The sequence below is a fragment of the Nocardiopsis sp. iso_40 genome (assembly GCF_056173285.1).
In genome coordinates this window covers 4,313,693-4,334,071 of sequence record NZ_CM149666.1, presented here as the reverse complement: position 1 = coordinate 4,334,071, position 20,379 = coordinate 4,313,693, and the positions used below count along the sequence as shown (strand labels likewise).

Genomic DNA, 20,379 nt, shown 5'->3' with positions numbered 1-20,379 from the left:
GGGTGGTGGCCTGTGTCACGCCCCCTGCGATAATTAACGTGCCTTCACCCGGGCGAGGTGCCACCATCGACCCCAGGGGCTCCCTCCGCGGCCACACACCCTGCCGTGCGGCGGTCGGCGGCCACAGAGGACGGGTGCCGGACCGCCGCCGCACACGGTGGACGGGGAAGAATCACGACCGCGACAGCGTTGACCCACCTGGAGGGATATGAATACAGCTGACACCCACGGAAGCGACCGCACGGGCCACGGGGCCCGCGGGCAGGACGCGTTCCGTGAGGCGAACACCGTCGGGGACGGGGTCCACGCCGACGACGCGTCCCGCGAGGCCGCGGACACCGACGGCGACCGCTACGAGGACCCGGGCAACGCCCCCGACCAGGGTGAGATGGAGCTGGCCGAACGGCACGCGCTCCGCCGCGTCCAGGGCCTTTCCACCGAACTCACCGACGTCACCGAGGTCGAGTACCGGAAGCTGCGCCTTGAGCGGGTCGTCCTCATCGGCGTCTGGACCCGTGGGACCCAGGCCGACGCCGACAACTCACTGACCGAGCTGGCCGCCCTCGCCGAGACGGCCGGAGCCATGGTCCTGGAGGGGCTCACCCAGCGCCGCGCCAAGCCGGACCCCGCCACCTACGTCGGTAAGGGCAAGGCCTCGGAACTGCACGAGATCGTCGAGGCGACCGGCGCCGACACCGTCATCTGCGACGGCGAGCTCACCCCGGGCCAGCTGCGCCAGCTGGAGGACGTGGTCAAGGTCAAGGTGGTCGACCGGACCGCCCTGATCCTCGACATCTTCGCCCAGCACGCCCGCAGCAGCGAGGGCAAGGCCCAGGTCGAACTCGCCCAGCTCAACTACCTGCTGCCCCGACTGCGCGGCTGGGGCGACTCCCTGTCCCGGCAGGCGGGCGGTTCCGGCGGCGGTTCCGGCGGCGGCGTGGGCCTGCGCGGCCCCGGTGAGACCAAGATCGAGACCGACCGCCGACGCATCAACGACAAGATGGCCAAGCTGCGCCGTCAGCTCGCCCACATGCGTACCGCGCGCGAGGTCAAGAAGGACGTCCGCCGCACCCGCGAGGTGCCCTCGGTGGCGATCGCCGGGTACACCAACGCGGGCAAGTCGAGCCTGCTCAACCGGCTCACCGGAGCCGGGGTACTGGTGGAGAACGCACTGTTCGCCACTCTGGACCCGACGGTCCGCCAGGCCCGCACGCCCGACGGCCGCGGCTTCACCCTGAGCGACACGGTCGGTTTCGTCCGACACCTGCCGCACCAGCTGGTGGAGGCGTTCCGCTCCACCCTGGAGGAGGTCGCCGACTCCGACCTGATCCTGCACGTGGTCGACGGTTCGCACCCCGACCCCGAGCAGCAGATCAGCGCGGTCCGTGAGGTGTTCGCCGAGATCGAGGCCGTCGACGTGCCCGAGCTCGTCGTGGTCAACAAGGTCGACGCCGCCGACCCGGACACGCTCCGGGCGCTGCGCACCCGCTACCCCGACCTGGTCGAAGTCTCGGCCCGTACCGGCCAGGGCGTCTCCGATCTGGTCACGGCGTTGGCCGAGGCGCTGCCCGAGCTCGCCAAGGAGGTGCACGCCCTCGTCCCGTACTCGCGGGGCGACCTCGTCGCCAAGGTGCACGAGGAAGGCCGCATCATCAGCGAGGAGCACACCGGGGAGGGCACGGCCCTGCACGCCTTCGTCCCGGCGCTGCTCGCCGCCAGGCTCGACGAGTACACGCCCAGCGGCGTCTGAACTGAGGGGAGCCGGCCCGCAAGCCTGACAACGGCTCCGGGGCCGGTCGCCACGGGTAGGACGGTCCGCCCGAGTGCGGTCCGTGACGGTACACGGCCGGGGCACCCGCGGGTGCCCCGGCCGTGTCGTGTCCGCACAGGGTCCGCGGGACCGTGTTCCGGGCAGGGTCAGCGGGCCCCGCCTCCGGACGGGACCGAGCCGGTTTCATGTTCTGGGGATGCTCTCCGATCTGCGCGGCGGAGCCCGAAGGGGCAGCTCAGCAAGGTTCAGGGTGGCCTTCATCACTCTGTGGCTCTGTGAGTTTCGGCCGGGAACACTCGCATTCGTCCCTTCGGGGAGGTGTACACGGAGTCCGCGAATGGACTACGGTTTTGGAGCACTGGCCGCCAGTGACCGCTGTCCCCCTGAGGCCGACGCGAACCCCCACTGTCACGGCACCGCGAGGCGACCCCGGGTCGCTCACGGCCCTGTCGGAATCGCATCCAGATACGAGGTCGCCATGCCCGCCCGTGCACGCCACGCCGCTGCTTCGCACGTGTCGCAGCGGAACTGACCGGCGGGGCGGACCACCTCATGACGGTAGTACTCCTCACCAACATCGGTCGGCTGTGGACCGGGAACGAGCTGCTCACCAAGGCCGCCCTCCTGATCGACAACGACCGCGTCGCCTGGGTCGGCCCGGCGGCGGAGCTCCCCCAGCGCATCCCCGGTGTGATGGAGGACCTCACCGAGGTGGACGAGGTCGTCAACATCGGGGGCGGCCTGCTCACCCCCGGTCTCGTCGACGCCCACTGCCACCCCGTCTACGCTGGCGACCGGTACGCGGAGGTCAACATGTGGGCCCAGGGGGCCACCCGGGCCGACATCTTCGCCGCGGGCGGGGGCGTGTCCACGACCGTCACCATCACCAGGGGGACCGACCCCTGGACCCTGTGCAACGCCGTCCGTGAACGGCTGCGGCACTGGGTGCTGTCCGGCAGCACCACGGTGGAGGCCAAGACCGGTTACCACCTCACCCGGGACGGCGAGCTCGCCGACGTACGCCTGCTCCGTTCCCTGGAGGAGGAACCGGGCATGCCGCGCCTGCACGTCACCTTCTTCCCCGCACACGGGGTCCCGCCCGAGTTCTTCGGCCGCCCCAAGGAGTACGTGGCCACCGCCGCCTCCTGGCTCAGCGACGCCGCCATGGCCGGCGCGGACGGGGTGGACGTCTACTGCGACAACCAGCAGTTCACCACCGAGGACGCCCACATGCTCCTGGGCGTGGGTCAGTCCGTGGGGTTGCGCACCACCATGCACGCCTGTTCCCGGCCCCGGCACGGGGCCGTCCGGATGGCCGCGGAACTGGGCTGCTCCTCGGTCGACCTCGTGCACGAGGCCGACGATGAGGACCTGCTGGCCCTGGCGGCCACCCGTACCCCGGTGGTCGCCTGCCCCACCACCGCTCTGCACGAGCGCCGCACCCCGCCGGTGCGCGCGCTGCTCGACCACGGCGTCCCGGTGGGCCTGGGCACCGACCACAACCCGGGCCAGTCCGGCACCACGTCCATGCCGCTGGTCATCTCCCTGGCCGTCTCGATGTTCGAGATGACCGTCCAGGAGGCACTCAACGCCGCCACGGCGGGCAGTGCGCACGCGCTGGGCCTCAACGACCGTGGCATGATCACCCCGGGCAGCCTGGCCGACCTGGTGCAGTGGGACGCCGACCACGAAGGCGCCTTCGCCTGGTCCATGGGCCTGAACGCCCTGCGGGTATGGCAGGGCGGCCGCACGATCCGCTGAGGAACCGCAACGGCCGTGCCTCCGCCCGGTGACCGGAGCGGTCCGGAGCCGTCAGCGGGTGCCGCGGGCCCGGGCGATCTCGATCACCGCGCGCTCCAACGCGTATTCGGGGTCGCGGCCGGCCCCCTTGATCAGCGCGTCGGTCTCGGCGATCACCTCCATCGCCCGCCTCACCCCGGCAGCGTTCCAGCCCCGGGCCTGTTGGCGCAGGGTGCGCAGTTTCCACGGCGGAACCTTGGCGCGCTTGGCCAGCTCCGCCTCGCTCATCCCCCGCGGCGGCTGGGCGGCCACCGCGATCCCGCGCACCGCGCCGGCCAGAGCGCTGTTGACCAGTACCGGGGCGGTGCCCACCGCCAATGACCAGCGCAACTGCTCCAGCGCCTCGGACAGGCGCCCCTCCACCGCCCGGTCGGCCACGCTGAACCCCGAGGCCTCCGCCTTGCCGGAGTGGTACCTGGCCACCGCGGCCGCGTCCACCCGGCCCTCGGTGTCCGCGATCAACTGGGTACAGGCGGCGGCGATCTCGCGCAGTTCGGTACCGACCGCGTCCACCAGCGCCTGGGCGGCGTCGGGGGTGATCTGCCGTCCGGCCGCGGAGAACTCGCCCTTGACGAAGGCGACCCGTTCGGGACCCTTGGTGGGCCCCTTGCAGTCCACCCGCTGGGCGCCCGCCTTCACCGCGGCCTGGAGCAGCGCCTTGCCCTTGGCACCCCCCGCATGGGTGAGCACCATGTACACGTCGTCGGCCGGGTCCCTGAGGTAGTCGGTGACCGTCGCCGCCAGGTCCTTGACCAGGTCCTGGGAGGAGCGGAGCACCACCACCCGGCGGTCGCCGAAGAGCGAGGGCGAGGTGACCTCGACCAGGGTGGACAGGCCTACCTGGGAGGGGACCAGGTCGTGGACGTCCACCTCGGGGTCGGTCTCGCGGGCCGAGGCGACGACGGCGGCCACGGCCCGGTCGACGAGGAGTTCCTCGTCGCCGACGATGAGCGTGATGAGGGCGGGTGCAGGCATACAACGAGGATGCCACGCCCCACCGACCGGGCGGTGCCCGAACGGCGGACCGGTGGCGCCGGCCCCTCCGGCGCCCCCGTACCCGGGCCCACCGGCCCACGGCCCGGCGTCCGGTGGGTGCCCGGTGTCCCGGGAACCCTCCCTGACCGGGTGTTCAGCGGTCCGGTTCCGCTTCCGCGCCGCGGACCGCCACCCGGACCGGGCCGCCCAGGACGGCGACGTCGCCGTCGCGGTCGGTACGGGCGTTCACCCGGACGGTCCGCTCCAACAGGTTCCAGGTGGAGGGGGCGGGGTGGCCGTGGCGGTTCTCCCTTCCCACCGACGTCACCGACACCCACGCCCCGGTCGCGGTGAGGAAGTCCGGGTCCTGGCCGCCGGCGCCGTGGTGGGGTGTGGTCAGCACCGTCGCCGACAACAGGTCCGGCTCCGGTCCGTGCAACAGCCTCCCCTGGGCCTCCTCCTCGATGTCACCGGTCAGCAGCACCGACATCTCCGGGCCGTCGGCCCGGACCACCACGGACGCGTCGTTGACCGAACCCGTGAACCCCGCCTCCGGCCAGAGCACCCGCAGCAGCCACGGTCCCACCCGGAACCGCTGGCCGCGCTCGGCGGACGTCAGCGCCACCCCCTCCTCGGCGAGCAGACGGCCCACCGGGCTCTGCCCGAACCCCGCCGGGGCCAGCGCGGCGGACACCGTCCGGTGCCTCAACGCCCCGGGCGCACCGTCGACGTGGTCGGCGTGGTCGTGGCTGAGCACCAGCAACGGAATCTCGCGCACCCCCAGGCGCTCCAGGCAGCCGTCCACCGGTTCCGGCTCCTGGCCGACGTCGAACACCACCGCCTCACCGCGCCCGGAGGACAGCACGATGGCGTTCCCCTGCCCCACGTCACAGGCGAGCAGAACCCACCCCGGCGGCGGCCACCCGCCCGGCACGCACCGGACGGCCAGGCCGAGCACCAGAACCGCCACGGCCGCGGCGGCGACCACCCGGCGCAGCAGCCCCCGGGTGAGCAGGAACACCGCCACCACCGCGGCCAACAGCAGGGCGCCCGCCACGTCCGAACGCCAGGGCAGCGCCCCGTACGGGACCCGGGCCCCGGTCTCGGCCACCACGGCGATCCAGGACACCCCCAGCCCGGGTAGGTGCACCAGGGCCGCGGCCCCCTCCGGCCACACCGCGGCCAGTGCCGCCAGCGCGGACCCCGCCACGGTGACCGCCGCCACCACGGGCGCCGCCAGCACGTTGGCCGGGACCGACACCCAGGACACCTCGCCGGACAGCAGCACCAGGACCGGGGCGACCGCCACGTGCGCGGCCACCGCGACCGCGAAGGCCTCGGCCACCGGTCCGGGGCAGCGCGAGGACCACGCCCGGGTCCAACCGGGCACGAGCAACAGGATCCCCGCGGTGGCCAGAACGGAAAGCGCGAAACCGTAGGAGGCGGCCAACCCCGGCGCCACGAACAGCACCCCGACCACCGTGGCGCACAGGGCACCCAACCCTGCGTGCGCACGCCCGCTCGCCAGCGCCAGCAACCCCAGAGACCCCATGAACGCCGCCCGCACCACGCTCGGCTCCGGTCGGCACACCAGGACGAACACCCAGATCATCAGCGCACCGCCCAGGACCGCACACCAGGTGGGCGCGCGCGTCCACCGCGCCGCACCCAGCACGAACCCGGTCAGGATCGCCAGGTTGGCTCCGGAGACCGTCAACAGGTGCGTCATCCCGGTGGTCCGGAAGTCCTCGGCCGTGCTTTCCGGCAGGGCCGACACGTCACCGAGGACCAGGGCGGGGAGCAGCCCGCGCGCGGGCTGCGGGAGCCCCGCCGCCGCCTCGCGCAGACCGGACCGCACCCCGGCGGCGAAAACCTGCAGCCGACCGGGGCCGCGGACCTTCTCGGGAGGGCCCCGGACCGGCACCAGAGCGGCGGTCAGACGGTCGCCGTCCGCCTCCAGGAAGGCCCCGCGCGCCTCGAAGGACTGGCCGGGCAGCAGGTCGGCCCAGCCCTGCCCGGAAGCCAGGACCACCACCGGTGCCCGCGAGGCGTCCGCCCGGCCGTCCAGCCGGACCCACTCGGTCCGGGCGGTCACCACCCACTCGGCCCGGCCCGGGCGCGGCATCCCGGCTCTGGGTCGCGGGTCGGCCGACACCACCGCACGGAAGACCGCGTCACCGCCCCGGCCCACGGCCTCCGCCGCAGCACTCGACACGGTCCGGTGCACATGGGCCCCGGCCACCGCGGCCACCGTGGCGCAGCACGCCAACGCCGCCGCCAGTGCCAGCGCGGGGGCCTCCCACGGGGGACGCGCCGCGAGGAACGCCGCCAGCGCGCCGCAGACCGCCAGCCCGGCGCACAACCACGCAAGCCACGGTGGTGCGGCGAGCGCACCGAGTGCGGCCAGCCAGGCCGCCGCGGCCGGCAGGAGCAGTCTCAGGTCGGGCGGTCGTTCCAGGCCGTGTGCGTCGGTTCCCAACCAGGCCACCACGGCGGCTCACCCCACCGTCACGTGCGGTTCGAGCGTGCTGAACGTCTTCTCCCCGATCCCGTCCACCCCGAGGAGGTCCTCGACGCTGGAGAAGGAACCGCCGAGCGACTCCCGGTGGGCGAGGATCTGCTGTGCCCGCTTCTCCCCGATGCCGGGCAGCGTCTCCAGATCGTTCTGGCCGGCCAGGTTGAGGTTGACCGGTGGACCGGCGCCCGCCGGGCCGCCGTCCGGCTGGGGGACGCCCACCAGGATCCGCTCGCCGTCGGTCAGCGACCGGGCCAGGTTGACCAGGTCCAGGTCGGCGTCGGGCAGCGGTCCGCCCGCCTCCTGGACCGCGTCGGCCACCCTCGCACCGGAGGGCAGCGTGTACAGCCCGGGTTCGGCCACCTCACCGCCGACGTGTACCACCACCTCCCCGCCGGTGTCCCCGCTGGTGCCTTCACCGGTGCCGGGCCCGGCCGGTGCGGGCGGGCCCGCCTCCTCGCCCCCGTCGGCCGGCCCGTCCGTGCCCTGGCCGGCCGGGGCGGACCGGGTGACCAGTTCGGGGACCGTCACCTCCTCGGGGCGCTCACGCAGCGCCCAGAAGGCGACCGCCGCGGCGAGCAGGCCCAGCACCAGCAGGGTCACCACCGACCGCCGGGACAGGGAGGCGCGGGCACCCCATCCGCGGGCCACCCGCTCCAGGAGGGGCGCGGCTGCCTCCGGATCCAGCTCCGTGTACCCGGAGGGCGGCCGCACCGGTTCGCGGGCGCGCCGGTGCCGTCCTCCCGAAACCTCTTCCGGGGTCCGCGCCCCGGCCGTCCCGGGCGTGGTTCCGTTCCCCTCCCGGACCGGCGGGTCCTGCCCCGTCCTCTGGCCCTCCTCCGCCTTCGGGCCGTTCCGGCTCCCGGGCGGCTCGCGCCGGGGGTCCCGCGCCGGAGCCGTCTCCTCCCGGGCGGGCGCGGCCTGGGCCCCGGCCCACCGGGCCGCGGGGGCCACCGTCGGCCGGTGCCCGGCCGGAACGGCCCGGGGCTCTTCGAGTCGGTAGGGGACGGCGGCCTCTTCGGCCGCGTAGGGCGCCCGGGGGACGGCGGCCACGGGGCCGGGTTCGCACCGGGGGCGGGTGATACGGGCACGCAGCCGTCCGGCGGCGGGGGAGGAGTCCAGGCCGAGCGAGCGGAGTCGTTCTTCGGGGGCTGACACGGGAGGGTGGCGCCGTGACCGGCGCGAAACGGTCATGACACCAACGCTAGGGAGCCGACGACCCTCTGTCACCGGCCGTTTCCGTACCTGTGGACAACCCGTCGCAACGGCCGCCGGCCCGGGGGCGCGGCGGTGCGGGGGACGGTGCTCGGGTCCGGCGCGCACCCGCGGAGACCGCCCCCGGACACACGGAAGGGCCCGGTCCCCGCGGGACCGGACCCCTGACCGTGTGCTCGGCGCCCCTAGGCGGCCTGAAGCTCCTGCAGGCGCTTGGCGATCGCGCTCTTGCGGTTCGCGGCCTGGTTCTTGTGGATGACGCCCTTGCTGCTGGCCTTGTCCAGGGCGCGAGCGGCCTCACGCTGCGCGACGGTGGCCTGCTCGACGTTCCCGGCCTCGGCGGCCGCGCGGAACTTCCGGATGGCCGTCTTCAGGGAAGAGCGCACCGCCTGGTTGCGGACACGAGCCTTCTCGTTCTGCCGAATGCGCTTCTTCTGCGACTTGATGTTCGCCATGCGAAAACGTGCTCCAGTTACTGTGATCATCGCGCCGGTCGGCCAGGCGGCTCATCTCATGGGCAGCCGTTCCATGAGAGGCCTGCGTGGGCGCCGACGCAGGGTGTGTGTGAGTCCACAGGGCTCAAATTCGAACGTGGAAGTCCGAGACACGGACTTCTCAGTATGCCGCACGGATCGGACTGCTCGGGCCCCGGGCGCCTACGGCGCCAGCCAGGCCGTCCGGTAGGCGGTCAGGTCCTCCGGATCAGCCTCGTCCACCAGGTACAACGCCACCCCGAGGGTCATCGTGTCGGGCACCTGCGCACGGGACACACCCAGCCGTACCGCGGCGATCGCGGTGAGCGCGGTCTCGTGACCGGCCGCCGGCCCCCACCGCTCGCTGCTGTAGGCCGGGACCCCGAACCGCACCGTCACGTCCTCACGGGTGCGCAGCGCCGTCACCGACTCGGTCACCTGCCGCACCATGAACCCGCCGTACATCCCCGCCACGGGCATGCCCGCGTCCACCCCGGGCAGCACGACCTCGTCCGCGTGCTCGGTCACCCGCTCCAGGTACCCCTTCGACCAGTACTTCTCCTCGCCGCCGACGACGAAGGACGGCACCCGCCCGCCCGGGACCAGTTCCACGTGGTGGGCCCGGACCGACAGCACCGGATCCGCACCCAGTTCCTCCCGGACCGCCTCCATCAGAGCGGGCAGAGAGGGGTCGTTCACCGTCACCGGGCGGATGTCCAGGTGCACCCCGGCGAACCCGTCCGCCCCCACCTCGGCGACCCGGGGGGCCAGGGCCGCCCGCGCGTCCGCGTCGAACCGGTCCCGGATCAGCGAGGAACCCGACTCCACGTGCCGCAGCCACGCCAGCGCCCGCACCTCGGGAAACTCCGTTCCCAACCACGCCAGCAGGTCACCGGTGCCCGGGACCCGTTCGACTCCGCCGTCCCCGGCCACCTCGCCCGCGTACACGTACAGGGTGTCCACCCCGCCGGTCGCCAGCAGCTCCTCCAGCGCCTCCGTGTCCTCCCACGAACCCACCCACGCCGCGTCCGACCCCTGGGAGGCGGCCCCTTCCCCGGGGGTCCCCGAGTACTGGTAGGCCAGCAGCGCGCCCGCGCCCACCAGCACGACCAGGATCGCCGCCAGACCGGCCAACAACCGCTTCACAAGCCACTTCACCCGTACGCCACCCGTCCTCGTCCGGTACCCGCACAGCCCGTTCCCGCTCCCAGGTCGCATAATCTGGACACGAGTCCCGCGCGTTCGCGCCCATACTGCCGTATCCGCACCGGCCCCAGCCGGTGAGGACGGTGTCGGCGCCGTGGGATGATGGACGATGCCGTGGGCGGACCCCCGGCAGGGCGGCGCCGCCGCAGGCGCATCACGACCCGGACCCAACCCTGTGAACGGAGCACGGTGGCACAGCCGAACTGGACCGATCCTGCGCTGATCCGCAACTTCTGCATCATCGCGCACATCGACCATGGCAAGTCGACGCTGGCCGACCGGATGCTCCAGATCACCGGGGTCGTCGAGGACCGTCAGATGCGCGCCCAGTACCTGGACCGCATGGACATCGAGCGCGAGCGCGGCATCACGATCAAGTCGCAGGCCGTACGGATCCCGTTCACCGCGGTGGACGACAGGACCTACACGCTCGACCTCATCGACACCCCCGGCCACGTCGACTTCACCTACGAGGTGTCGCGCTCCCTGGCCGCCTGCGAGGGCGCCATCCTGCTGGTCGACGCCGCGCAGGGGATCGAGGCCCAGACCCTCGCCAACCTCTACATGGCGCTGGAGAACGACCTCACGATCATCCCGGTGCTCAACAAGATCGACCTCCCCGCGGCACAGCCCGAGAAGTACGCCGAGGAACTCGCCGGGATCATCGGCTGCGAGCCCTCCGACGTGCTCAAGGTCAGCGCCAAGACCGGCGAGGGCGTCGAGGAGCTCCTCAACGAGATCGTCAACCAGATCCCCGCGCCCGTCGGTGAGGCCGACGCCCCGGCCCGCGCGATGATCTTCGACTCGGTCTACGACACCTACCGCGGCGTGGTCACCTACGTGCGGGTCGTCGACGGCCACCTCAGCCCGCGTGAGCGCATCCAGATGATGTCCACCAGGGCCTCCCACGAGATCCTGGAGATCGGGGTCAGCTCGCCCGAGCCGACCAAGAGCAAGGGCCTGGCCGTGGGCGAGGTCGGCTACATCATCACCGGCGTGAAGGACGTGCGCCAGTCCAAGGTCGGTGACACGATCACCACCCTGAACAAGCCCGCCGAGGAGATGCTCGCCGGGTACCAGGAACCCAAGCCGATGGTGTTCTCGGGCCTGTACCCGATCGACGGCACGGACTACCCGGTGCTCCGCGACGCCCTGGAGAAGCTCCAGCTCAACGACGCCGCGCTGGCGTTCGAGCCGGAGACCTCCGCCGCCCTGGGCTTCGGTTTCCGCTGCGGCTTCCTCGGCCTGCTCCACCTGGAGATCACCAGGGCCCGCCTGGAGCGCGAGTTCAACCTCGACCTCATCTCCACCGCGCCCAACGTGATCTACCGGGTGGACATGGAGGACGGCGCCGAGCACGTGGTGACCAACCCCAGCGAGTTCCCGGCCGGCAAGATCGAGGCGATCTACGAGCCGATGGTCAAGGCCACCCTGCTCAGCCCCTCCGACCACATCGGCCAGATCATGGAGCTGTGCCAGGACCGCCGCGGCGAGCTCCAGGGCATGGACTACCTCTCCGAGGACCGCGTCGAGATGCGGTACACGCTCCCCATGGCCGAGATCGTCTTCGACTTCTTCGACGCCCTCAAGTCCCGGACCAAGGGCTACGCCTCCCTGGACTACGAGCCCATCGGCGAGCAGCAGGCCGACCTGGTCAAGGTCGACATCCTCCTCCAGGGTGAGCCGGTCGACGCGTTCTCCGCGATCGTGCACAAGGAGAAGGCCTACGCCTACGGGGTCGAGATGACCAAGAAGCTGCGCGAGCTCATTCCGCGGCAGCAGTTCGAGGTGCCCGTCCAGGCCGCCATCGGTGCCCGGGTGATCGCCCGTGAGAACATCCGCGCCATCCGCAAGGACGTGCTCTCCAAGTGCTACGGCGGTGACATCAGCCGTAAGCGCAAGCTGCTGGAGAAGCAGAAGGAGGGCAAGAAGCGGATGAAGATGGTCGGTCGGGTCGAGGTGCCCCAGGAGGCCTTCATCTCCGCGCTGTCCACGGACAGCAGCATCTCCGAGGACAAGAAGAAGAAGTAGTGCCCGGCCCCGGGAGGCGACGCCCCCCGGGGGCCGTGACCGCACACGAGGAGGGGCGCCCCCGCAGGGGGGCGCCCCTCCTCGTGGTTTCCCGGGCGGGCCCCGGTCCGGGGGCCCGCCCCCGGCTACCCCTTGACCGCTCCGGAGGTCAGTCCCTCACTGATGTAGCGCTGGAGGAACCAGAACACGATCAGGGTGGGCAGGGACAGCATCAGCGCGCCCACCGCGAACATCCCGAAGTTGGCGTTGCGCTGGGAGTCCACCAGTTGGTACAGCCCCAGGCCCAGGGTCTGGGACGCCGTGTCCCGCAGGAACACGCTGGCCATCAGGAACTCGTTGATGGTGTTGATGAACACCAGCAGCGCCACGATCGCCAGCACCGGGGTGACCAGCGGCAGCATGATCCGGAAGAACACCTGGGCGTGGGTGGCCCCGTCCATCTGGGCCGATTCGTCCAGTTCCCGGGGCACCGTGTCGAAGAAGCCCTTCATCAACCAGGTGTTGATGCTCAGGGCGCCGCCGAGGTAGACCAGCAGCAGGCCCCACCGGGTGTCGAACCCGATCACCGGGTAGACCTCACCGATGTTGGAGAACATCAGGTAGATCGCGACGATCGCCAGGAACTGCGGGAACATCTGGATGACCAGGAGGCCGACCAGACCCACCCTGCGGCCCTTGAACCGCATCCGGCTGAACGCGTACGCGGCCAGTGCCGACAACAGCACGGTGACGGCCGCGTTGGTCAGGGCGAAGAACAGCGAGTTCGCGTACCAGGTGGCGAAGGGCGTGTTCTGGAACAGTTCACGGGCGTTGGCCAGGCTGGCACCGGTCGGCCACAGCTGTGAGCTGCTCAGGGTGCCGACGGGGTTGAGCGCCGCGGAGACCACGAACAATACGGGGAAGACCGCGAAGGCCGCGACCACCCACATGACGGCGTGCCGCCAGCCCAGGCGGCTCAGCCACAGGGTCAGCCGGGTGGTGGTCGAACGCCGGTAGACGGGCCTGACGGCGGCGTCGGGAGCGGTCATCGGTCCACCTCCTGGAGGGCTTTGGTCCGGCTCAGGCTGATCACCGAGGTGACCGAGACGATGAGGAAGATCATCACCGACAGCGCCGCCGCGTACCCGTACTGGGCGGTGGCCTCACTGAACGCCAACCTGTAGGTGTAGGTGATGAGCAGGTCCGTGGCGCCGCCCGAGGCCGTCCCCTCCGCGCCGAACGGTCCGCCCCGGGTGAGCAGCCACACCGCGTTGAAGTTGTTGAAGTTGAACGCGAACGTGGCGATGAGGATCGGTGCCATGGCGACCATCAGCAGGGGCAGGGTGACGTGCCGGAACGCCTGCCAGGGTCCTGCGCCGTCCAGCTGCGCGGCCTGTCCCAGCTCCCGGGGGATGGCCTGGAGCGCCCCTGTGGCCACCAGGAACATGTACGGGTAGCCCAGCCACACGTTGGCCAGGATGACCGCGGCCCGGGCCGCCCACACGTCCCCCAGCCAGTCCACCTGGAGGCCGAGCATCCGGTTGAACAGGCCGAAGTCCGCGTTGAACATGTCCCGCCACAGCAGGTACATGGCCAGGGAGCTCATGGCGTACGGCAGGACGACGAGGATCCGGTAGACCGCCTTGCCGCGCATCCTCGGCACGTGCAGGGTCAGGGCGACCGCGAGGCCGAGCACGAACACCAGGAACGTGACCGACGCGGCGAAGGCGATGTTCCAGACCAGGGTGCCGAAGAACGAAGCGGCGAAGGTGGGGTTGAGCAGGAACCGGGCGAAGTTGTCCAACCCGACGCCCACCTGCCAGCCCTGGGCCAGGCGCTCGCCGTCCTCGCTGTAGAAGGCGCCGCGCTCGTCGTCGGCCGTGTAGACCTTCCCGGTCTCGCTGTCGGTGACGCAGTCGCAGGCCTCGTCGTAGGCGCGCTGGGCGTTGCCCTCGAAGGCGCTGGACAGACCGCTGGAGCGGATACCCGAACCGTCGCCGGTGGGGACCGCGAAGTCCTGGAGGTCGTCGCTGCGCGCGTTGACCTGGGTGGGTGTGAGGATGGTGTAGCCGAAGGCGTCGGTGACCTTGCCCGACGGGCCGACCTCGGCCCGGTCGAGTTCGCTGAGCCCCTCCTCGGTGCCCGCGTAGGCCTCGCCCTCGGAGTCGGTGAGCAGGAACACCAGCTCGCCCGACTCGGGGTCGCCGGTCGTGGCCACGGTGAGCGCGTACTCCTCGGAGTCCTCGCCGCGGACCACCGAGTACGCCTCGATGGAGGAGATGGCCTGTTCCTTCGAGCCCCGGTGGCCGTCGCTCATGTTGGTCAGCGAGGTGCTCATCGTGTAGAGCACCGGGAAGATCTGGAAGGCCATCAGGAACAGCACACCGGGGACCAGGTACTTGGCCGGGACGGTGCGTTTGGACAGGTAGACCCAGTAGACGAGGACCACCACGGCCACGGCCAGACCGATGCCCCACCAGTTCCCCGCCGTGTAGAGGGGGAGGACGGCCCAGACGCCGAGGGCGGTGAACAGTCCGAGGAGGGCGATCTTGACCAGTTGGCCGGCGAGCGACCCGTTTCCGGAGAAACGGCCGCCGGGCAGCGCTGGGCGGGCGGGCGCCCCCTTCCCGGGGGCGCCCGCTGTGCCGGATCGGTTGGTGGCCACTACTACTGGCCGATCCGCTCGGCGATGGTGTCGTGGGCGGTCTCCAGCGCCTCACGGGCGTCCGCACCGCCGATGATCTGGGCCTGGGCGATGCCCAGCGGCTCCCAGGTCTCACCCATCTCGGGGATGTTCGGCATCGGGACGCCGTTCTCCCCGGTCTCGGCCATCACGGCGATGTTGGGGTCGTCGGCGGAGACGCTCTCCAGGGCCTCGGTCTGCACCGGGGTACGGGGGTCGGCCTCGTACAGGCTCAGGACGAAGTCGGAGTCGGTGACGTGGTTGACCACGAACTCCTCGGCGAGGGCGCTGTTGGCGCTGCCCTCGGTGACGAAGAAGGCCTGGTAGCCGATGTAGGGGGAGGCCGGGTCCATGCCCTCGAAGCCGGGGATGGCGCTGATCTCGTAGTCGATGTCGGAGGCGTTGGCGTCACCGATGGTCCAGGGACCGGCGACGAAGAAGGGGGCGTCGCCCTCGAAGAAGAGCGCGGCCTCGTTCTCGAGTTCGATGGAGCGGCGCAGCACGCCCTCGCCCTCCTCGCCGTACTCGGCGATCTTCTCCATGGCCGCGATGGTCTCGTCGGTGCCGACCCCGAGGTCGTCGGGGTTCCAGTCGCCGTTCTCGTCCTGGCCGAAGAGGTAGCCGCCCGCGGAGGACATCAGGGCGTTCATCCGGTAGGGGTCGCCCTCCTGGCCCACGGCCATGGCCAGGACCTCGTCGACCTCACCGTCGTCCTTGAGCCGGGTGCCGACCTCGACGAGCTCCTCGAAGGTCTCGGGGGCGTCGGGCGCCAGCTCGGTGTTGCGCATCAGGAAGATGTTCTCCTGGGTGTAGGGGACACCCAGGAGCTGGCCCTCCAGCGAAACCGCTTCGAGGGCGGTCGGGTCGATGGCGTCCGCACGGTCCGAGGGGAGCTCGATGGGCTGGACGGCGCCGTTGCGCATGAGGTTGCCGGTCCAGTCGTGCGCACCGATGAAGATGTCCGGGGCGTTGCCGGCCTGGTGGGCGTTGACCACGTCGCCCTGGATGTCGTCGAAGGAGACGTTCTGGACGTCCACCTCGATGCCGTTGGCCTCGGCGAACTCGGCGGCCGCGCTCTGGATGGCCTCGGCGCGCTCGGGGTCGGACCAGATGACGAGCGTGCTCTGTGCGGCGCCCTCGTCGCCTCCGTCCGAACCGTCGTTGCTGCACGCTGTCGCCATAAGTGCGATCGCGGCGATACCGGCGACCGCTGACGCGCTGCGGGATCTCATGGTGGCTTCCTTCCGGGAGGACTGTCGGAGGTCGTGCATGCGGTTCACCGGAGGAACCGGGTCCGTTACGGGCATGCTCGGTGATGTGACGTTAGCAATAACTTGCAAGCTTTGAAAGGCTTTGCAGTCGCTGTGGATAAAGATGTGGAAACACCCCGGAAACAGAAGGGTGATGGTTGTCCGAAGGTGCCTCGGTGGTTGCTCTGTGTGAGGAGGTGCGCCTGCGCGCTCATGTTCCGGGGGCGGGCCGCAGGAGGCGCATCCGGGCCGCGGGCGGGCCGGGCCGGGCTCCGGGGCCCCTATCCGTCGAAGCCCTCGATGATGAGCCGCTCGGCCTCGGCCAGCGCCTCGGCGGGCTCAGCGCCACCGATGATATCCGCGCTGGCCTGCGAGAACGGGCTCCACACCGCCTCCATCTCGGGGATCGCGGGCATCGGCAGGCCGCCCTCGCCCGCACGCTGGAAGGCCTCCAGGTTCGGGTCCTGCTCGGCGAGCATCTCCAGGGCCTCGTCCAGCGCGGGCACACGCGGGTCGGCCTCGTACAGGATCACCGACAGTTCGGGGTCGTCCAGGAACACCTGGGCCAGCTTCTCGGCCAGGTCCGGATCACTGGCCCCGGATGCCACGAAGAACGACTGCACGCCGATCAGCGGCCGGGCCGGGTCCCCCTCGGCGAACGAGGGCACCGGGTCCACCGCGAACGGCAGACCCGCCTCCTGGACCGCGGCCACGCTCCACGGGCCGCTCACCAGGAACGGGGCGGCACCGGAGGCGAACAGGGAGGTCGCGTTGGTCGCGTCGGTGGACCGGCTCAGCACCCCCGAACCGTCCTCCCCGAGCTCCGCCAGCAGCTCGAAGGCGGCGATCGACTCCGGGGCGGCCACCCCCAGGTCCGTGGGGTCGGGGTCACCCGAGGAGTCCTCGCCGAACAGGTATCCGCCGGCCGAGGTGAAGAGCGGGTGGATGTGGTAGGCGTCGCCCTCCTCGCCCACCTGGAGGCTCAGCGCCCGGTCCACGGCGCCCGAGTCCACCAGCTCCGTGCCGGTCGCCACCATGTCCTCCAACGAGTCCGGTGCCTGCGGAACCAGGTCCGTGTTGCGCAGCAGCGCCAGGTTCTCGGTGGCGTAGGGCACCCCGTGGACCCGGCCGTCGTAGCTGACCGCCGCCAGGGCCCCGGGTGAGAACAGTTCCGCGTCGTCCTCCTCCAGACCGACCGGGACGATGGCTCCGGCCGACGCCAGTTCGCCGGTCCAGTCGTGCGGCCCCACGAGCAGGTCCGGACCCAGGCCGGTGGAGTGCGCGCTCAGGAAGCTGGCCCGCAGCTCCTCGTGGTCGACCACGATCACCTCCACCCGCCGGTTGACGTCGCGGGCGAACGCCTCGGCGAAGGTGCGCATGGCCTGGGCGCGTTCCTCGTCGGCCCAGATGGTCAGCGGAACGGAGGAGTAGTCGTCGGTTGTCTCGGTGGTCGAGCAGGCGGTCAGTGCGAGTACCAGCCCCACTGAGCACAGTGGGAGAAGTGACCTCATGGTTGGTCTCCAGGGGTGACTGGCGGGGCCCGGGGTCGCCGGGCGGGGAGGTGGCCCCGCGGACGGGTGGGGGAGTGGTGGTTCGTGCGGCCGGCCACGGGGCGTTGGTCCGTGGCGGGCGCGGGCGGGTGCCGGACGCGAAGCAGGCCGGTCCGGCACCCGCGCGGGGAGCGGGGAGCCCCTACGTCACACGCGCAGCCACACCGAGGTCTCGGCGGGCAGGGTCAGCGTCCCCCCGGCCGGTTCGGCACCGGGGCCGCTGGAGACCAGCACCTCCCCGGATGCGGCCAGTTCGACCGCTGCGCCGGTCATGTTCACCGCGACCCGCACGTTTGGCTCACGCTCGAAGTACAGAACCCCCTCCGGGGAGTCCAGCCAGCTCATCGCCCCGTCGCCCAGGGCGTCCAGCTCGCGGCGCAGGCCGAGCGCGGTGGTGTACAGGTCCAGTGTCGAGCCCCGCACCCCGCGCTGGGCCGCGCGGGACAGGTCGGCCCAGTACCCGGGGACCGGCAGCCACGGCTCGGTGCCCTCCGGGCCGAAGCCGAAGGGGGCGCTTTGGCCCTCCCACGGCAGCGGGACGCGGCAGCCGTCGCGGCCCCGCTCGGTACGGCCCGAACGCTCCCAGGTGGGGTCCTGGAGGGATTCCTCGGGCAGGTCGGTGACCTCCGGCAGGCCCAGCTCCTCGCCCTGGTACAGGTAGACCGAGCCGGGCAGGCCCAGCATCAGCAGGGTGGCCGCTCGGGCCCGGCGCAGCCCCTGCTCGCCGCCGCCGAAGCGGGTGACGTGCCGGGTGACGTCGTGGTTGGACAGCACCCACGTGGTGGTCGCGCCCACGGCGCCGTTGGCGGCCAGGGAGCCGTCGATCACCTCGCGCAGGCGTCCGGCGTCCCACGGCGCGGTGAGGTACTCGAAGTTGAACGCCTGGTGCAGCTCGTCCGGGCGCAGGTAGCGGGCCACCCGTTCGGCGTCCTCCACCCAGGCCTCGGCGACCAGGGTCCGCTCGCCCGGGTAGGAGGCGGCGATGCGCGACCAGCGTCGGTAGATCTCGTGTACGCCCTCCTGGTCGAAGTAGGGCAGCGAGGTGCTGCCGTCGAGCAGGTCGGCCTTGGCGCCCTCGTCGATGTCCGGCAGCGCCGGGTCCTTGACCATGCCGTGCGCGACGTCGATCCGGAACCCGTCCACGCCCCGGTCCAGCCAGAAGCGCAGGACGTCGTCGAACTCGTCGTGCACCTCCTGGTTGCTCCAGTCGAAGTCGGGCTGCTCGGCGTCGAACAGGTGCAGGTACCACTGTTCGGGGGTGCCGTCCTCGGTCTTGAGGCGGGTCCAGGCCGGACCGCCGAAGATCGACTGCCAGTTGTTGGGCGGCTCGTCGCCGTCCGGGCCCCGGCCGTCCCGGAAGACGTAGCGCGCGCGGGCGGCGCTGCCGGGCTCGGCGGCCACGGCCTCGCGGAACCAGCGGTGCGCGGAGGAGGAGTGGTTGGGGACCACGTCGATGATCATGCGGATGCCCAGGTCGTGGGCGGCGGCGAGGAGGGCGTCGAAGTCCTCCAGGGTGCCGAAGCGCGGGTCGACGTCACGGTAGTCGGCGACGTCGTAGCCGCCGTCGGCGAGCGGCGAGACGTAGAAGGGCGTGAGCCAGATCGCGTCCACGCCGAGCTCCGCGAGGTGGGGGAGGCGCTCGCGGATCCCCGCCAGATCGCCCTCCCCGTCCCCGTTGGAGTCGGCGAAGCTGCGCACGTAGATCTGGTAGATGGCGGCCTCGCGCCACCAGTGCGACTGGTGCTTCATCTGCGGGGGTCCTTCCCTGTCGCGTCTGCAAGTTCTTGCGCAAGATTACCGCCAACTTTCATCCCTGTGACGGTAATCTCGACTAGAGTTGCCCACATGGGTCCACGACTTGCCGACATCGCGCGGCACGCAGGCGTCAGCGAGGCGACGGTCTCGCGAGTGCTCAACGACAAGCCCGGCGTCGGCAGCGACACCCGCAAGGCCGTCCTGACCGCGCTCGACGTGCTCGGATACGAACGCCCCGCCAGGCTGCGGCAACGCTCCGCCGGCCTGGTCGGCATGGTGATCCCCGAACTGGAGAACCCGGTCTTCCCGATGTTCGCCCAGGCGGCCGAGGGCGCCCTGGCCCAGCGCGGGTACACACCTGTGCTGTGCACCCAGACCCCGGGCGGGATATCGGAGGACGAGTACGTCGAACTGCTCCTGGAGCGCAACGTCTCCGGCATCATGTTCGTCTCCGGCAAACACGCCGACACCACGGCCTCACACGAGCGCTACCAGGCCCTGGTCTCCCGCCGCCTGCCGATCGTGCTGGTCAACGGCTACGCCGACTCGATCCCCGCGGCGTTCATCTCCGCCGACGACCGCGAGGCCGGACGCCTGGCCGTCAACCACCTGGTCGCCCTCGGCCACACCCGTATCGGATTCACCAGCGGCCCCGAACGCTACGTGCCGGTCCGCCGCAAGCTCCAGGGTTTCCACCAGGCCCTGGACGAGCACGGCCTCGACGGCGACGGACTCGTGGAACTCTCCCTGTTCGGTGTCGAGGGCGGCCACGCCGCCGCGAGCCGTCTCATCGAACGCGGCGTCACCGCCATGGTCTGCGGCTCCGACATCATGGCCCTGGGCGCCATCCGCGCCGCCCGCCAGCGCGGCCTGCGCGTCCCCCAGGACTTCTCCGTGGTCGGCTACGACGACTCCCAGCTGATCGCCTTCACCGACCCGCCCCTGACCACCGTCCGCCAGCCCGTGAACGCGATGGCCATGGCCGCCGTGCGCGCCCTGTGCGACGAGATCGCCGGACACCCCGTCTCGCACGCCGAGTACGTCTTCAACCCCGAACTGGTCGTCCGCGGCTCCACCGCCGCCGCCCCGGCCTCCCCTGTCCCCGAACCCGCCCCCGAGGCCCGGGTGGACGCCCCCCTGCGCCGCGACCCCCAGAACGCCGCCCCCGGACTCTGA

The 20,379-nt window shown here is 71.6% G+C and carries 14 protein-coding genes; 4 read left to right on the top strand and 10 right to left on the bottom strand.

The window, feature by feature from the left end; translation table 11 throughout:
* Nucleotides 1-208 precede the first annotated feature (208 nt).
* Both hflX and AC0VYD_RS18880 read left to right on the top strand, forming a co-directional pair.
* The gene (gene hflX, locus AC0VYD_RS18885; protein WP_475476806.1) at nucleotides 209-1,750 is read left to right on the top strand and encodes a GTPase HflX; all 1,542 of its coding nucleotides are present in this window, start codon (nucleotides 209-211) and stop codon (nucleotides 1,748-1,750) included.
* Between the two features lie 573 nt (nucleotides 1,751-2,323).
* A complete protein-coding gene (locus tag AC0VYD_RS18880) occupies nucleotides 2,324-3,532 on the top strand; it encodes an amidohydrolase family protein (protein WP_475476805.1) in 1,209 nt (402 codons plus the stop codon).
* A 51-nt stretch (nucleotides 3,533-3,583) separates the two neighbouring features.
* Here the strand turns inward: AC0VYD_RS18880 and holA are convergent, their stop codons facing one another.
* The 5 genes from holA to AC0VYD_RS18855 form a co-directional block, all read right to left on the bottom strand.
* Nucleotides 3,584-4,546: a DNA polymerase III subunit delta gene (gene holA, locus AC0VYD_RS18875; RefSeq protein ID WP_475476804.1), complete on the bottom strand. Its 963-nt coding sequence runs from the start codon at nucleotides 4,544-4,546 to the stop codon at nucleotides 3,584-3,586.
* Nucleotides 4,547-4,700: 154 nt separating this feature from the next.
* A complete protein-coding gene (locus AC0VYD_RS18870; protein ID WP_475476803.1) occupies nucleotides 4,701-7,037 on the bottom strand; it encodes a ComEC/Rec2 family competence protein in 2,337 nt (778 codons plus the stop codon).
* Between the two features lie 6 nt (nucleotides 7,038-7,043).
* Complete coding sequence (locus tag AC0VYD_RS18865; RefSeq protein ID WP_475476802.1) at nucleotides 7,044-8,219, bottom strand: helix-hairpin-helix domain-containing protein; 1,176 nt, start codon at nucleotides 8,217-8,219, stop codon at nucleotides 7,044-7,046.
* A 242-nt stretch (nucleotides 8,220-8,461) separates the two neighbouring features.
* Entirely contained in the window at nucleotides 8,462-8,731 is a 270-nt protein-coding gene (gene rpsT, locus AC0VYD_RS18860) for a 30S ribosomal protein S20 (RefSeq protein ID WP_191275770.1), read from the bottom strand.
* A gap of 201 nt (nucleotides 8,732-8,932) precedes the next feature.
* Entirely contained in the window at nucleotides 8,933-9,907 is a 975-nt protein-coding gene (locus AC0VYD_RS18855) for a hypothetical protein (RefSeq protein WP_475476801.1), read from the bottom strand.
* A gap of 237 nt (nucleotides 9,908-10,144) precedes the next feature.
* On the opposite strand from AC0VYD_RS18855, the gene lepA reads away from it, so the two are divergent.
* Nucleotides 10,145-11,986 carry a translation elongation factor 4 gene (gene lepA, locus AC0VYD_RS18850; protein WP_475476800.1) on the top strand — a complete coding sequence of 614 codons (1,842 nt, stop codon included), beginning with the start codon at nucleotides 10,145-10,147 and terminating at the stop codon, nucleotides 11,984-11,986.
* Between the two features lie 125 nt (nucleotides 11,987-12,111).
* On the opposite strand, the gene AC0VYD_RS18845 is transcribed toward lepA, so the two are convergent.
* From AC0VYD_RS18845 to AC0VYD_RS18825, 5 genes are all read right to left on the bottom strand, one after another.
* Complete coding sequence (locus tag AC0VYD_RS18845; RefSeq protein WP_475476799.1) at nucleotides 12,112-13,014, bottom strand: sugar ABC transporter permease; 903 nt, start codon at nucleotides 13,012-13,014, stop codon at nucleotides 12,112-12,114.
* Nucleotides 13,011-14,630, bottom strand: a complete 1,620-nt coding sequence (locus AC0VYD_RS18840; protein ID WP_475476798.1) for an ABC transporter permease subunit — start codon at nucleotides 14,628-14,630, stop codon at nucleotides 13,011-13,013. Before AC0VYD_RS18840 ends, AC0VYD_RS18845 begins: the two co-directional genes overlap by 4 nt.
* Nucleotides 14,631-14,632: 2 nt before the next feature.
* Nucleotides 14,633-15,880 carry a sugar ABC transporter substrate-binding protein gene (locus AC0VYD_RS18835; RefSeq protein ID WP_475476797.1) on the bottom strand — a complete coding sequence of 416 codons (1,248 nt, stop codon included), beginning with the start codon at nucleotides 15,878-15,880 and terminating at the stop codon, nucleotides 14,633-14,635.
* Nucleotides 15,881-16,179: 299 nt separating this feature from the next.
* Entirely contained in the window at nucleotides 16,180-17,409 is a 1,230-nt protein-coding gene (locus tag AC0VYD_RS18830; RefSeq protein WP_475476796.1) for a sugar ABC transporter substrate-binding protein, read from the bottom strand.
* 186 nt (nucleotides 17,410-17,595) lie between these two features.
* Nucleotides 17,596-19,197, bottom strand: a complete 1,602-nt coding sequence (locus AC0VYD_RS18825) for a glycoside hydrolase family 13 protein (RefSeq protein ID WP_475476795.1) — start codon at nucleotides 19,195-19,197, stop codon at nucleotides 17,596-17,598.
* Nucleotides 19,198-19,293: 96 nt separating this feature from the next.
* Here AC0VYD_RS18825 and AC0VYD_RS18820 point away from each other — a divergent pair, with 96 nt between their 5' ends.
* Complete coding sequence (locus tag AC0VYD_RS18820) at nucleotides 19,294-20,379, top strand: LacI family DNA-binding transcriptional regulator (protein WP_475476794.1); 1,086 nt, start codon at nucleotides 19,294-19,296, stop codon at nucleotides 20,377-20,379.